At 61.5% G+C, this 15029-nt stretch carries 10 protein-coding genes, 1 tRNA gene and 2 pseudogenes; 3 read left to right on the top strand and 10 right to left on the bottom strand.

Going from position 1 to position 15029, the window contains the following annotated elements; translation table 11 throughout:
* Positions 1 to 79 precede the first annotated feature (79 nt).
* The 3 genes from ACA041_RS03655 to ptsP are packed head-to-tail and all read right to left on the bottom strand — an operon-like array spanning position 80 to position 5633.
* Complete coding sequence (locus tag ACA041_RS03655) at positions 80 to 1819, bottom strand: PTS fructose-like transporter subunit IIB (RefSeq protein WP_497439919.1); 1740 nt, start codon at positions 1817 to 1819, stop codon at positions 80 to 82.
* 11 nt (positions 1820 to 1830) lie between these two features.
* Positions 1831 to 2772, bottom strand: a complete 942-nt coding sequence (pfkB, locus tag ACA041_RS03650) for a 1-phosphofructokinase (protein ID WP_497439918.1) — start codon at positions 2770 to 2772, stop codon at positions 1831 to 1833.
* Positions 2772 to 5633, bottom strand: a complete 2862-nt coding sequence (gene ptsP, locus ACA041_RS03645) for a phosphoenolpyruvate--protein phosphotransferase (protein WP_497439917.1) — start codon at positions 5631 to 5633, stop codon at positions 2772 to 2774. Before ptsP ends, pfkB begins: the two co-directional genes overlap by 1 nt.
* Positions 5634 to 5921: 288 nt before the next feature.
* Here ptsP and cra point away from each other — a divergent pair, with 288 nt between their 5' ends.
* Positions 5922 to 6917 (top strand): catabolite repressor/activator, encoded by a 996-nt coding sequence (gene cra, locus ACA041_RS03640; RefSeq protein ID WP_497439916.1) that lies wholly within the window; start codon positions 5922 to 5924, stop codon positions 6915 to 6917.
* 3 nt (positions 6918 to 6920) lie between these two features.
* Positions 6921 to 7697 carry a TatD family hydrolase gene (locus tag ACA041_RS03635; RefSeq protein ID WP_497439915.1) on the top strand — a complete coding sequence of 259 codons (777 nt, stop codon included), beginning with the start codon at positions 6921 to 6923 and terminating at the stop codon, positions 7695 to 7697.
* 130 nt (positions 7698 to 7827) lie between these two features.
* On the opposite strand, the gene ACA041_RS03630 is transcribed toward ACA041_RS03635, so the two are convergent.
* The 5 genes and pseudogenes from ACA041_RS03630 to ACA041_RS03610 all read right to left on the bottom strand — a co-directional run.
* Positions 7828 to 8532, bottom strand: a complete 705-nt coding sequence (locus ACA041_RS03630; RefSeq protein WP_497442001.1) for a methyl-accepting chemotaxis protein — start codon at positions 8530 to 8532, stop codon at positions 7828 to 7830.
* A gap of 153 nt (positions 8533 to 8685) precedes the next feature.
* Positions 8686 to 8889: pseudogene (locus ACA041_RS03625) on the bottom strand (HAMP domain-containing protein); the annotation flags it as partial.
* A gap of 1283 nt (positions 8890 to 10172) precedes the next feature.
* Positions 10173 to 11009: a regulatory signaling modulator protein AmpE gene (gene ampE, locus ACA041_RS03620; RefSeq protein WP_497439914.1), complete on the bottom strand. Its 837-nt coding sequence runs from the start codon at positions 11007 to 11009 to the stop codon at positions 10173 to 10175.
* On the bottom strand, positions 11006 to 11566 hold the full coding sequence (gene ampD / locus ACA041_RS03615; protein ID WP_497439913.1) for a 1,6-anhydro-N-acetylmuramyl-L-alanine amidase AmpD: 561 nt from the start codon (positions 11564 to 11566) through the stop codon (positions 11006 to 11008). Before ampD ends, ampE begins: the two co-directional genes overlap by 4 nt.
* Positions 11567 to 11717: 151 nt before the next feature.
* Positions 11718 to 13142: pseudogene (locus ACA041_RS03610) on the bottom strand (DUF1631 family protein); the annotation flags it as partial.
* Between the two features lie 303 nt (positions 13143 to 13445).
* Between ACA041_RS03610 and nadC the strand changes: the two are divergent.
* Positions 13446 to 14294, top strand: a complete 849-nt coding sequence (gene nadC, locus ACA041_RS03605) for a carboxylating nicotinate-nucleotide diphosphorylase (protein ID WP_497439912.1) — start codon at positions 13446 to 13448, stop codon at positions 14292 to 14294.
* 142 nt (positions 14295 to 14436) lie between these two features.
* On the opposite strand, the gene ACA041_RS03600 is transcribed toward nadC, so the two are convergent.
* Both ACA041_RS03600 and ACA041_RS03595 read right to left on the bottom strand, forming a co-directional pair.
* Entirely contained in the window at positions 14437 to 14742 is a 306-nt protein-coding gene (locus tag ACA041_RS03600) for a DUF6388 family protein (RefSeq protein WP_150745458.1), read from the bottom strand.
* A gap of 137 nt (positions 14743 to 14879) precedes the next feature.
* Positions 14880 to 14952, bottom strand: a tRNA-Thr gene (locus ACA041_RS03595).
* Positions 14953 to 15029 lie beyond the last annotated feature (77 nt).

The raw sequence follows: 15029 nt of genomic DNA, 5'->3' as shown, positions 1-15029 counted from the left end.
AAAAAGGAAAACTAAAGCATGGCCATGTGACCCGGGCATGACACAAAACCTGCCAACACCGCAGGTCCCTTGTGGGGTGTCAGGCGTTGACGGGCTGTATCGCCAGTCCAACTGCCTCAGGCCGCTTGAGCAACGCATACGCCACCGCCGTCAGCAGGCTCCCGGCCACAATCGCCAGCAGATACAACAAGGCATGATTGATCGCATTCGGAATCGCCAGCACGAACAACCCGCCATGGGGCGCCATCAGTTTGCAGCCGAAATACATCGACAACGCACCGGTCAGCGCACCGCCGGCAATGCTCGCCGGGATCACCCGCAGCGGGTCCTTGGCGGCGAAAGGAATCGCACCTTCGGAAATGAAACACAACCCCAGTACCAACGCCGCTTTCCCGGCTTCGCGTTCAGTCTGGGCGAATTTGCGCCGGGCAATGAAGGTGGCGATGCCAAGGCCGATCGGCGGCACCATGCCGGCCGCCATGGTCGCGGCCATCGGTGCATAACTCTGCGACGCCAGCAGCCCCACCGAGAAGGCGTAAGCGGCCTTGTTGATCGGTCCGCCAAGGTCGACACACATCATGCCGCCCAGCAACACACCGAGCAGGATCGCATTGGTGGTGCCCATGCTGTCGAGGAAGTGGGTGAGCCCGGTGAGCATCCCGGCTACCGGCTTGCCGACCACATAGATCATGACCAGGCCGGTGAACAGACTCGCCAGCAACGGGATGATCAGGATCGGCTTCAGCGCTTCGAGACTTTGCGGCAAGCGCGCATAGCGATTGATCGCCTGCGCCGCATAACCGGCGATGAAACCGGCAATGATCCCGCCGATAAACCCGGCCCCCAGGGTACTGGCCAGCAGACCACCGATCATCCCCGGCGCCAGGCCTGGACGGTCGGCGATCGAGTAGGCGATGTATCCCGCCAGCAACGGCACCATCAACTTGAACGCGGTTTCGCCACCGATCTGCATCAGGGCTGCGGCGAGGGTGCCTTCCTCCTTGAACGCGGTGATGCCGAACACGAACGACAACGCGATCATCAGGCCGCCCGCCACCACCATCGGCAGCATGAACGAGACCCCGGTCAGCAGGTGCTTATAGACGCCGGTCTTCTCTTGCTTGACCGGGCCTTGACCTCCGAGTGCAGCCGTTTCCTGCTTGCCTTCGGCCAGGGCCTTGTTCAGCGTCGCCTCGGCTTGCTTGAGGGCAATACCGGTGCCGCAACGGTAAATCTTCTTGCCGGCGAAACGCTCGGTGGCGACTTCGATGTCCGCCGCCAGCAACACCACATCGGCATCGGCAATGGCGGCGGCGCTCAGCGGATTACGCGCGCCGACCGAGCCCTGGGTTTCCACCTGCAGCTCGTAGCCCAGGCGCTTGGCGGCCTGCTGCAAGGCTTCGGCGGCCATGAAGGTGTGCGCGACGCCGGTCGGGCAAGCGGTCACGGCCACCAGGCGCGGGGCGTTCTGGACGACGGCAGCCGGCTCGGCGACGACTGGCGGGGCAACATACACCTCGGCCTCTTCAGCACCGCGGCGCAGCACCGCTTCGACATCCTGCAGGGCCTGGGCCGGCGTGCTCTGGAACACTCGCTTACCGACAAATCGTGACATATCCACTGGCGCGCTGGTCACCAGCAGCACCCACTCGGCAGCTTCGATCGTCGCCGCCGACAATTGACGTTCCGGATGCGCCGCATCGGTGACTTCGACGCTGGTGCTCCAGCCCTGACGCTGGGCCGCGGCATCGAGCAGCCGGGCGCACAGCACACTGGTGACCATGCCGTTCGGGCAGGCCGTAACAATGGCTAACTTCATGACAAACCCTCTTATTGTTCTGTCAGGGGGCGTATGCGCACACCCTGTTCGAGCCGCGCCAATTGCGCGACGTCGCCGATGCCGAAACCGATCTGGGTGACCGCCATCGCGGCAATTGCCGTGGCGGTGCGCAGGGTCTGTTCGGGTGTGTCGGCGCTGAGCAAACCGTGGAGCATGCCGGCCAGCAACGAATCGCCGGCACCCACGGTGCTGACGACGCTGACCCTGGGCGGCGTGGCGTGCATCGCCGAGCCGACACTGAACCAGTTCACGCCATCGGCGCCGTGGGAGATCACCACGTGCTCAATGCCCTGAGCGTGCAAGCGGCTTGCGGCTTCGGCCTGGGCCGCGACGGACACCACTTCGCAGTCCAGAGCATCGGCCAACTCTTCGGTGTTGGGTTTGATCAGCCATGGAGCGGCTTTGAGCCCTGCGCGCAAGGCTTCGCCGCTGGTGTCCAGCGCCACGTTCAAGCCGAGATTTTTCAAACGTTCGATCAAGGCCTGTAACCATTGAGGGCTGATGCCCTGGGGCAGGCTGCCGGCAACGACGACTGCATCATGACCAGGCGCGATGTGATCAAGTTGATCAAGCAACGCCTGCTGCGCCGCTTCGCTCACCAAGGGTCCTGGACCATTGATGTCGGTGATGCGCCCGTCACTTTCCGCCAGTTTGATATTGCTTCGGGTCTCGCCGGGGACGCGAATGAAAGCGTCGACGAAACCACGTTTGGCGAACAGGGTTTCAAACGCTTGAGGATTGTCTTCGCCGAGGAAACCGCTGACCGTGAGCTGATGCCCGAGGTCCGCCAGCACCTGCGCCACGTTCACGCCCTTGCCCGCGGCGTGGGTGTGCATCTCGTCGCTGCGATTTACCTGGCCGGGCTCCAGGCGCGGTAACTGGACGGTGAGGTCCAGCGCCGGATTGAGGGTCAGGGTCAAGATCTTGGCCATTACAGGGCCTCCACTAATGCGCGTACTTCATTCGCGCTGCCCACGGCCAGGGCCTGTTGGGCAAGGGTTTGAGTCTGGGTCAGGCTGAGTTCGCGGATGCGCGCCTTGACCTCGGCAATGCTGCGGCCCGATACGCTGAGCTCATCCACACCCAGTCCGACCAGCACCGGCACCGCCAGCGGATCGGCCGCCAGCTCGCCGCACACGCCGACCCACTTGCCATGGGCATGGGCCGCTCGCACGGTGATATCGATCAGTTGCAGCACCGCCGGGTGCAAGCCGTCAGCCTGGGCCGACAAGGTTGGATGACCACGGTCGATGGCCAGGGTGTACTGGGTCAGGTCGTTGGTGCCGACGCTGAAGAAGTCGACTTCCCTGGCCAGCACCGGCGCCAGCAAGGCCGCCGACGGCACTTCGATCATGATCCCCAGTTGCAGGTCGGCGACCGGGATTTCCAGTCGCAGTCGTTCGGTCATGTCCCGCGCCTGACGCCACTCATCAACGCTGCCGACCATCGGGAACATGATGCGCAACGGGCGGTTGTCGGCGGCACGGAGCAAGGCGCGCAATTGCGCTTCCATGATGTGCGGGCGTTGCAGGGTCAGGCGAATGCCGCGTACGCCAAGGAACGGGTTTTCCTCTTTGGCGATCGGCCAATACGGCAGCGGTTTGTCGCCACCGACATCAAGGGTACGCACCACCAGCGGTCGACCGGCGAGGCCATCGAGGACGCGACGGTATTCGACTTCCTGAGTGGCTTCATCCGGCGCTTGCGAGTGGGCCATGAAAATCAGTTCGGTGCGCAGCAGGCCAATGCCTTCGGCGCCCTGCTCCACCGCGCTGATGACGCCCGCGCTTTCGCCGATATTGGCGAACACCTCGACCGCGTGGCCATCGGTGGTCAAGGCCGGTTGATGACGTTGTTCGGCGGCCGCCTTCAGCCGTTGCTCGCGGGTGTCGCGTTCTTCGGTGGCGCGCTGCAAGGTCGCCGCATCGGCGTCCACGTGCAGGCGACCGCGTTGCCCGTCGATCAGCAACGGCGTACCCGGCGCCAGCAGCAACACCGCCGGGCCGGCGCCGACCAACGCGGGAATACCCAGGGCCCGGGCGACGATTGCACTGTGAGCGGTGGCGCCACCCCGGGCGGTGAGAATGCCGGCGACGCGGGTCGGGTCGAGACGGGCGACGTCGGATGGACCGACCTCATCCATCACCAGAATGTACGGTTGCTCGGGCTCGGCCGGAGTTTCGACGCCACAGAGCTGCGCCAGCACCCGACGGCCTATATCGCGCAAGTCGGCGGCACGCTCGGCGAGCAAGGCGTCCTGCAGGGATTCCTGTTGCTTGGCAGCCGCTTCAATCACCGCCATCCACGCCGCTTCAGCGCTTTCGCCTTGCTTGAGGCGAGTGTCGACTTCATCGGTCAATTCCGGGTCGTCGAGCATTTCCTGGTGGGTGATGAAGATCTCGCGAATCGCCTTGGACTTGCTGCGTTCAATCAGGCCTTCGATATCGCGACGCACATCCGTCAGCGCCTGCTTCAGACGTTCGCGTTCGATGCCGGCGGATTCGCCGCGCAGTGGGTAATCGATGGCTTGCAGCACCTGGATATGCGCCGGGCCGATGGCGATGCCCGGTGCCGCTGCAATGGCCTGAACCAGGCTGCCGGACGTTGGCGCGAGCAGCACTTCGGCGATCTCGGTGAGCACTTCGCGCTGCTGGCTCACGGCTGGCAGCGGCTCGACTTCTTCGCCAAGGCCTTCTTCGATGGCGGCGAGCAAGGCCGGCAAGGCATCGGCGGCAATGCCCGGTTCGGCGACGAATTCCAGCACCTGACCGCGACGGGCGCCGAGGCTGAGCAGCTTGCTCAAGCTCTTCACCGACACCGCGCTGTCCTGGCCATCGACAATCCGCACGCGGATTTCACCTTCGAAACTTTTTGCCAGTTGCGCGAGGATCTTCGCCGGGCGTGCATGCAATCCGTGGGCATTGGCCAAGGCGATGCGAGCGCTCGGCCAGTCCGCGGGCAATTCACCGCCGAGCACCTCGAGGACTTTGCGGCTGCTGGTGGCGCGGCCCAGTTCATGACCACGACCTTCAATCAGCAACGCACAAAGGCGTTCGAGCAACGCCTGATGGGCTTCACCGAGGCTGGCCAGGCAGAACAGACCGCTCAACGGCTGGCCGAGGTAGCGCATCGGTTTGTCCGGGGTGACGAAGGCCAGGCCCGGACGCTTGACCGTTTGCTCGCTGTGCAACCACCACAGGCCATCGCCCAGCGGCAACGCTTCGACCTGTTGCAGCACGGCGGAGAAACCGTTGCTCACGCAGTCGGCCTGGCGCAGCAAACGGGCGCCGCGCCACACCAGCTCTTCGAAATCATCGGCAGACACGCCGAGACCGATCATCTGTGCATCCAGCGCCAACTCTTGCGGCGCGCCTTGCAACAGCTTCAACAAGGCTTCGGCGGAGCCGGCCCGGCGCAGGGCCTGGCCCAGATCGGTCTCACCGAGGGCACGGGTCAGCAGTTGCAGCAGGCGCAGGTGTTCATCGGATTTGGCGGCAATACCGATCGCCAGGTAGACGACCTGACCGTCGCCCCAGTCCACGCCTTCTGGAAACTGCATCAGCCGCACGCCGGTGGAAAACACCTGATCGCGGGTTTCGGGGGTGCCGTGGGGGATTGCAATACCTTGACCGAGAAAGGTCGAGCCCTGGGCTTCACGCGCCTGCAACCCGGCGAGATAGCCCTCGGCGACCAGGCCATCGGTTACCAGGTGCTGGGCCAGCAAATGCAACGCTGCGGACTTATCCACTGCCGACTGGCCCATGGATATCTGCTCTATGGTGAGCTCGAGCATGCTTTCTCCTTTTTGGCGTCTGTGGGCGCCAGGTATTGTTTTGATGATTTCAGCTTAGGCGCTTGGTCATGACTTTGGCAGTTTTGCGGCAGAACCGGCCAAAGGCACCTTCAACGTAGAAAATACGCTTGCTGAAACGTTTAATCTAGAATGATTGGCACGTTACTCGATAATGTCTCATCCTTGAAGTCCAACTTGTCGGATGCGTTGAGACAATGGTCGTCTGCCTGAATCAGGTAGGATTGGCGAAAATGTCGGGACAAGCTCGAAAAAACAAGGAATTGCGAGTTGAAACTCAGTGATATTGCGCAGTTGGCCGGTGTGTCCGTTACTACCGCCAGCTATGTCATCAATGGCAAGGCCGAACAGCAACGCATCAGCAGTGCCACCGTCGAGCGCGTGCGCGCGGTCGTCGAACAACATGGCTTCACACCCAATCCACAAGCCGCGGGACTGCGCAGTCGGCACACGCGGACCCTGGGTTTCATTCTCCCGGATCTGGAGAACCCCAGTTACGCACGGATCGCCAAATTGCTGGAACAAGGCGCCCGGGCCCGCGGCTATCAGTTGCTGATCGCCAGTTCCGACGATGCGCCGGACAGCGAACGGCAGTTGCTGCAACTGTTCCGGGCACGGCGCTGCGACGCGCTGATCGTCGCCAGTTGCCTGCCGGCCGGTGATGACAGTTACCGTCAGTTGCAAGCCAAGGGCATGCCGATCATCGCGATCGACCGGGTGATGGAGCCTGAGCATTTCTGCTCGGTGATCAGTGACGACCGCGAAGCCAGCCTGCAACTGACGCGCAGTTTGCTTGAGCCGTTGCCCAAGCAGATCGCACTGATTGGTGCCCGTCCGGAACTGAGCATCAGTCAGGAACGGGCCGCAGGCTTCAAAGAGGCGTTGGCCGGGTTTGAAGGCGAAACCCTGATCGAACACGGCGAATCGTTCAGCCGTGAGTGCGGCAAACAATTGATGGACGAATTGCTCCAGCGTCTGGGGCATTTGCCGGACGCGCTGGTGACCACCTCCTATGTGCTGCTGCAGGGTGTGTTCGATGCCTTGCACGACTTCCCGCTGAAATCTCGTCCGCTGCGCCTGGGCACCTTTGGTGACACGCAGTTGCTGGACTTCCTGCCGTTGCCGGTCAACGCCATGGCCCAGCAGCATCAACTGATTGCCGATAAAGCCCTCGCGCTGGCGCTGGCCGCCATCGAGCAGTCCGATTACCAACCCGGCGTGCAGGCCATTGCGCGGACCTTCAAGCAGCGAATTCGCCAGGACTGAATCGTGGAACTGATCGACACCCACACCCATCTGGATTTTCCGGACTTCGACGAGGATCGTCAGGCGCTGCTGGCCGAAAGCCGCGCCCTCGGTGTGCGGCGGATCGTGGTGCTGGGGGTTTATCAGGGCAATTGGCAACGGGTCTGGGATCTGGTGCAAAGCGATCCCGACCTGCATGCGGCGTTCGGTTTGCACCCGGTTTACCTGGATGACCATCGGCCTGAAGACCTGAAAGAGCTCGGCGACTGGCTGGCTCGGTTAACCGGTCATCGGCAGTTGTGTGCGGTGGGCGAGATCGGCCTGGATTACTTCATCGAGAGCCTCGACCGTGAGCGTCAACTACCGTTGTTCGACGCACAGTTGCAACTGGCGGCGGACTTCAATCTGCCGGCTCTGATTCACGTGCGGCGCAGTCATGCGGCGGTGATTGCCACGCTCAAACGGTTCAAGTTGAAACGCGCCGGGATCATCCACGCTTTCGCTGGCAGCAAGGAAGAAGCCCGCGAATACATCAAGCTCGGGTACAAACTTGGTCTCGGCGGCGCTGCGACCTGGCCGCAGGCGCTGCGTATGCACCGTGTCCTCGCCGAACTGCCGCTCGACTCGGTGGTACTGGAAACCGACTCACCGGACATGGCGCCCGCCATGTTCCCCGGCCAACGCAACAGCCCGGCGCACCTTCCGGCGATCTGCGAGGCACTGGCCGGGATCATGGCGATCAGCCCCGAGCGGTTGGCGGCGGCGAGCACCGCCAATGCCTGTGAAGTCTTCAATTGGTAAATCAGGTTGTGCACACAATCCCTGTGGGAGCGAGCTTGCTCGCGATTCGGGCTGACAGCCAACATCTCTGGTGAATGTAGCGCCGTCATCGCGAGCAAGCTCGCTCCCACATTGAATCTGCGGTGTAGTATCAAACCCGGAACGCGCTGATCAGCTGCTTCAACTCCACCACCTGGGCCGACAACGCACGACTGGCATGCTCGGTCTGGTGCGCCCCCTCGGCAGTACGCTCGCCGGCGCGGTTGATCTCGACGATGTTCTGGTCGATGTCGTGCGCCACTGCGGTTTGCTGCTCCACCGCGGCAGCAATCTGCTGATTCTGGTCGACGATCATGCCGACGGCACCGAGAATATTTTCCAGCGCCTGCTGGACTTTTTTCGACTGCCCGACGGTGCCGCTGGCCATCTGATGGCTGGTGCCCATGGCCTTCACCGCAGCGCCGACTCCGCTGTGCAGCCTGGTGATCATCTGTTCGATTTCTTCAGTCGATTGCTGGGTGCGCTTGGCCAGGGTCCGCACCTCATCCGCCACCACCGCAAATCCACGGCCCTGTTCGCCGGCGCGAGCGGCTTCGATCGCCGCGTTCAACGCCAGCAGGTTGGTTTGTTCGGCGATGCTCTTGATCACTTCCAATACACGGCTGATGGACTGACTGTCGCTGGCCAGTTGATTGATCACCTGCACTGACTGATCGATCTCACCGGCCAGTGCAGCAATGCTGCCCTGCTGGGATTCCACGAGCACGCGACCGCTAATGGTCTCGTCGTTGACGCTGTGGGCGCTGCTGACTGCCGCGGCGGCACTGCGCGCCACTTCAAGGGAGGTGGCCGACATCTGGTTCATGGCCGTGGCGACCTGCTCGATCTGCGAGCGCTGCCCTGCCACCGCCTGGTTACTGCGGGCGGAGACGTTTTCGACTTGCCCGGCCTGGCGCTCGACCTCGGCGACGGTCTGCCCCACCCGCTCGATCAGGTCATGGATTTTCTTCACGGTGCCGTTGAACACCTCGCCCAACTCGCCCAATTCATCGCGGCTGTTGGCATTGAAGGTCACGGTCATGTCGCCGGCCGCCACCTTGTCCATCATCGCGCCAAGGCGCTTGAGCGTGGTGCGCGTCGACGCGTAGAAGCCGCCGTAGAGGTAAAAAATCAGTACAAACACCACCGACAACGCCACGGCCTGCAACACCATGTGCGTGCGGTTCTGGTCCAGCCGCTGCTGCAACTGGGTGCCAAGAAACGTCAGGGTGGCTTCGTTGAGTTGATAGGTCTGGTCCATCAGGCCCGTGACATGATCGTAAAAGGCCTGCCACGGCGCATCGAGGGTGTCGGCCATCACCACCTGCTCTTCGAACAGCTCACTGGCTTTTTTCAGCGACGTTTTACTGCTCTCGGCCTGCGCGGCCAGGCTGTCCTGTGCCGCCTTGCTTGAACCCAATGCATCCTGCAACTTCAGACCGTACTCGGCCTGCAGCTTTTCGATCTGTGCCAGCAGCTCGTCGAAACGGGTGCTCGAGGATGAATTGAGAAAGCCCTGCCCCAAGGAATAAGAACCCATCGCCCTTCCGTCACCCAGGGTCTGGGTGACCGCTGGCGTGACGCTGGTGATGAGCTCGCTCAGCTGGCGCATGTCGCTTTGATTGTCACGGCTAAGCCCGGCCTGACTGGCGATGATCTGGCTGAAAATTTGTGCGTTGCCCAGCAGCTTGCCGATCAGCGCACTTTTACTCTGCATGGAGGTTTCCGTTTGCTGGCCCTTGAACGCGGCAATCATTTCATCGCGCTTGGCGTCGAAAACCAGTATCTGCGCCGGATCGGTGGTCATTGCCGCCAACCCTTGCAAACGCGCGAGAACGCTTTGCTCCAGCGCATTGATTTTGCCTTCGACATTACTGGCCTTGCCGGACTGACCCAGGGTGACGTTGATCTGCACCAGGTTGTTCAGGGTTTCCAGATCGCGGCGCAGCGTCAGGCTGCTTCCTAGCAGGTCGAGGCTTTGCAGTTCGACCCGGGTGCCCTGGAATTCGCGATAGGAATCGCGCACCAGATAGAAGTTGGTCACCAGCATCGGCACCAGGAACAGCACGCTGATCAGACTGAACTTCATGCCGAAACTCAGGCGGTTCATCAGCGCGACGGCGGGATAGAGCAAGCTCTTCACTGGAAGTCTCCCTTTGATTTCTTATTTTTATTGGCAGGCGCGGGCTGAGAGCAGATAGCCACTATTCGGCGCCAGCTCTGTATAACTTAAATCGGCGGGAGGTTTTGTAACTTAAGGTTAACGGAGAAATATCGCTCTTCAGGCAGATGAACAACCTGTGGCGAGAGAGCTTGCTCCCGCTCGTCTGCGAAGCAGACGTAAAGCAGGCGACAAGCTTTTCCTGACGAACCATCGTGTCGGTTTGGGGGCGCTTCGCGCCCCAGCGGGAGCAAGCTCCCTCGCCACATTGAATTCGCTTTTATGCTATGCGTGATTTACGGCAGGACGGTCCACAACGCAAACCCGGCGTACCAGAGCACCGCGGCGCGCAGCAGCAGCTCCCAGATCCGGTCCAGGCTGTTGATGCCGTCCGGTCCGACCACCGGTGCCGGGATTTCACCGGCCACCAGCCCGACCTTCTCGATCAGTTGGGCGGCGCTGATGTTCCAGTTCAGCAGCTCATGCAACATCACTCGGCTGACCGCGACGAAGTTGCCGACCAATGCAAAACTCGCCGCCAGCAACCGCACCGGCACCCAATCGAACGCGTGACGCAGTTGTGCCGCGCGCTCGACCACGGCCGGGTTTTGCCCGTGCTCTTCGGCCAGTGCCAGCAGTCGATAGCTCAAGGCGGCGACCGGCCCCAGCAGGAAATACCAGAAAATCACCGCAAAGAAGCTCTGGTAGGCTTCCCACAGCAGATGCCCCTGGACCCGCTCCAGCAGCTGATCAGCGCTGTCGGCGCAGATACCCAGGTCACGTTCCGCCACGTGGGCGGCGGCCTGCAGGTCTTCCCGGCGCCAGGCATCGCGAAACGGACCAAGGCCGGCCAGCAGGTCGCCGCGACCCAGGCTGTAAATCACCACCAGCAAATGCACTGGCAACGCCAGCAGGCCGTAAGCCACCGGCTCCAGCACCAGCAACAGCAAGCCCAGCAGTGCCACTGGCAACAACACCAGCACCATCAGTATCAGCCATGGCCGGTTGACCAGACGCGGACTTGCCTCAAGCTTGTGCAGCTCGCGCACCCAACCGCCATCACGTTGGACCCGATGGCGCAGGGCCGAGAACTTCTCGACCCAGACCGCCAACAGCAACACCAGAAAACTCATTGTCGTTCCTCTTTTTCCAGGGCGGCGCGATAGCGGGCCCAGTCGAACGCCGGCCCCGGATCGGTTTTGCGACCGGGAGCGATGTCGCTATGCCCGCAGATACGCTGTGCGGTGATGGCCGTGAAGGTGCTTTGCAGCTGCCGGGTCAGGGCCGTCAACGCGTCATATTGCGCGTCGGTGAACGGCAGATCATCCGTGCCTTCGAGTTCAATGCCCACGGAAAAATCGTTACAGGTTTCCCGACCCTCAAAACACGAGACGCCGGCGTGCCAGGCGCGTTCAAGACAAGAGACAAACTGAGTGACAGCGCCGTCACGTTCGATCAGAAAATGCGCAGACACGCGCAGCTCGGCAATCCCTTCAAAGTAGGGATGCTCCGTGACATCCAGACGATTCTGGAAAAATTCCTGCACCTTGCCGGTGGCGAACTGCGCAGGCGGCAGGCTGATGTTGTGGATCACCAGCAGGGAAATTTCGCCCAGGGGGCGCGCATTGAAGTTGGGCGAGGGACATAAACGCACGCCCTGACACCAACCGCTCGCGGGGTCCAACTGCATACAGGTTCCTTCAACGACAAGTGTGTTGGCGCCCAGTATGCCGCGATAGACCCTGGGGGCGCGATCACTTGCCGCGATTGAGACGTTGCAGGTTGCCGATCACCGACTCCAGGGCCCGGTCGAACAGCAAGTTGTCATCGAGGACGCGCGCTGCGCCACGGCGCAATTCCAGGGCCAGCCGGGTGCGGCTGCGCTCGCCATGGGTGAAGGCAAGAAAATCCGTCAGCAATTCGGAAAAAATCGCTGGGTCATCGACAAAATCGTTCAACAGCCGCTGCACCAGTTGCTCGATGCGCAGGTACAGGCTGTCGCGCTCATGGTCATCCCGCTCGCCCCAACCCATGGCGGCGGCGGCGATTTCGTTGAGCAAGCGCCGGGCCGGATGGCTGCCGCGGCTGAAGAAGCTTTTGTCGAGTACCGCCACTTTCAGCATCGGGATCTGCAGGCGGCCGATCAGTGCCTTCAGAGCCTGCGGCAGGTTGCGGTCATCGAGTATGGATTCGAAGAGCATGGCGACCAGATTGATCACGTCCTCGTCAGCCACCCCGACCACGCGCGATTTGCCGCTCCTGACGCTGACCCGCGTCAGCAGTTGTCTGAGCTGGTTGCGCAGATCGAAGTCGTCCTGGGAGGCCGGCACCGGCACGTATTGCTGCAAGTGCGAGAGCAGGCGCAGCAGGTCGCGGGTGGAAATCGGTTGCGCCTGGGCACTGGCTTCCAGCGTCGGTGCGACGCTGCCGCGAACCTGTAACAACAATTTCTGCAATGCGCCGAACACTACATGATCGCTGTCATCCGCCTGCGGGCGGCCGGGACGAATGCCGTCCCCGGGCTTGGCACGTACACTGGTAGCAGCACGGCCCGCAGTGCGCCGTACAGGCGCGGGCTTGAGATCAGGCAGCACCCCGGTGACGATCAGCAGTTGGTTGGCTTCGGCGTAGAGTTGGTCGGCAAGACTGAGTACATAGCGGTCGAACAGCTTGAGGATGATCAGCTTGACCTTGATTTCGACCCCAAGGTCGCGCCCGGACTGCAGGAAATATTCGCAGAGCATCGCCGGTCCCAAAGGGTTGTGCTGACTGTCCAGTTCCGTGCCCAGCAGTGCGTTGAGCCGGACGGTCAATTGGTCGAGGGCGAAACCGTCACGGTTCAGTACGTTGCCGACTATCGCCGCAACCGCCACATTGCGTTCCATGTCGTCGTCCGGCGGCATCGCCGAGGCATCGAAGGCCAACGCCTGGGGCATGGCAGTCTCAGTGCCGCCGTACTGGGTGAGGTTGGCAAAAGCCTGGAACAAGTGTTCGAAAAAGCCGCGCTCGATGTTTTTGTGCTTGAGGCGCAAGTCGCGCATGACTTCGAAGAAAATATTCTGTTCGACGTCATCGCGGGCCCGGTCGGCCATTTCGAACAGCGTGTCGTCGGCGTTATCGAACAACGCCTGCAATCCATGCCGCAGGTGTTGAGCCGCCTTGTCGCGAACCTGAAGCATAATCACAGGCAGGCGGGCGAGCGGCGAAGGACTCGCCTGGTCGGTAGTCGCCTTGTGCAAAGGCACTACATTCCCGTCGTTGTGCATCCACACCTCCTGAAATGGCGAGTCTGGGTTCGGTACGAATAGTCTGTGCGCAGCCAGAAAAGACAGCGCGTCAAAGCCATGACGTCAAATACAAGGCGAATTATCTTGTAAAAGATAACCTTTGTGCCAGCAGACTCTGTGGCTACCACTGAATTAGACGTGCGGCACCGCTCCATGTCTGGCGCTTATCGCGTCGGCGAATTGACTGGAAGCCGGGTTCTGGGCGACAGGAAAAATGCTGATGCCTTGGGTTGCTCCGCACCATGGCCCTATAATCGGCCCACTTTGTTTGTGGAGTCCGTTATGCCGAATCTACGTCTCGCCGATCTGACCGCCGAAATCGAAGCCAACGTGCGCCGTGCGTTGCTCGAAGACATCGGCAGCGGCGACATCACCGCACAGCTGATCCCGGCCGAACGCCTGGCCAAAGCCACCATCATCACTCGCGACGCCGCCGTCATCGCCGGCACCGCATGGGTCGATGCGGTTTTCCGCCAACTGGACCCGCGGGTTGCAGTGCATTGGCAAGTGCGCGATGGCGAACGGGTGAAACCCAATCAGGCGCTGTTCCACCTCGAAGGTCCGGCGCGCTCGCTGCTGACCGGCGAACGCAGCGCGCTGAACTTCCTGCAATTGCTGTCGGGTGTAGCCACCCGGGCGCAGGACCTGGCGGATTTCGTGGCCGAGACTCAGGTGAAACTGCTCGACACCCGCAAGACCCTGCCGGGGCTACGCCTGGCCCAGAAGTACGCCGTGACCTGTGGCGGCTGCCACAATCACCGCATCGGCCTGTATGACGCGTTCCTGATCAAGGAGAACCATATTGCCGCCTGTGGGGGCATCCCGGAGGCCATCAACGCCGCGCACAAGATTGCCCCGGGCAAACCGGTGGAGATTGAAGTGGAAAGCCTGGATGAGCTCAAAGAGGCTCTGGCGGCCGGTGCCGATATCATCATGCTCGATGAGTTGAGCCTGGATGACATGCGTGAAGCGGTTCGCCTGAACGGCGGCAAGGCGAAACTGGAGGCCAGCGGCGGTATCAACGAAAGTACGCTGCTGCCGATTGCGCAGACCGGAGTGGATTACATTTCGATCGGTGCGATGACCAAGGATGTGAAGGCTGTCGATCTGTCGATGCGTCTGAGCCTCTGATCGAAAAAACGCCCGTGCCAAATGTGGGAGCGGGCTTGGTCCGGGCGGCGTTCCGACGAAAGCGGTGAGTCAGTCGACAATTACGTTGACTGACACGCCCTCTTCGTCGGAACGCCGCCCGGACCAAGCCCGCTCCCACAGGTCAGACCACCAGATTATTCATCTCGCAGTACTCTTCCCACTCGACGCCCAACACCTCGGCCGCCTCCTTGTGCAGTACAAGGCGCGCAGCCTCGAACTCTTCCGGGCTCGAGGTGTACTTGAGCGTCAGCTCCCATGGCTGCAAGCCCTGGGATTCCGCCTCATCCTCGAACGCCCACTGGATCTGGTCTTTCTGATCGTCGGCGGGCAAGTCCTTGATCTCTTCGGCTAGCTGGGGCGATTCCAGCAAGTACTTCTTCAGCGCTTCTGCGTGTCTGGCTTCTTGGGTCAATTCTTTAACGGTCATGGCGTTCTCTTTGATCTGGGGAATGGAAGATGGATCTGGATCATCAAGGATCTCTCTGACGCAAAAAAACCGTTTGAAGCCCGGTTTATCTGGCCTTCAGAACCATTCGGGATCATCTGAAAACAACGTGTCGCTCGTGCCCGAGACAGGAATCGAACCTGCGACCTTCGCGTTACGAGTGCGCTGCTCTACCGACTGAGCTACACGGGCAGTGGGCTAAACCTAGCACTGACTTTGGGGTCAGGCAACTTCATGACTCGTCTCATTTTTTTGCAGGCAAAAAAATG

Source organism: Pseudomonas sp. LBUM1676, assembly GCF_059695605.1.
This window is presented reverse-complemented; position numbering and strand designations above follow the sequence as displayed.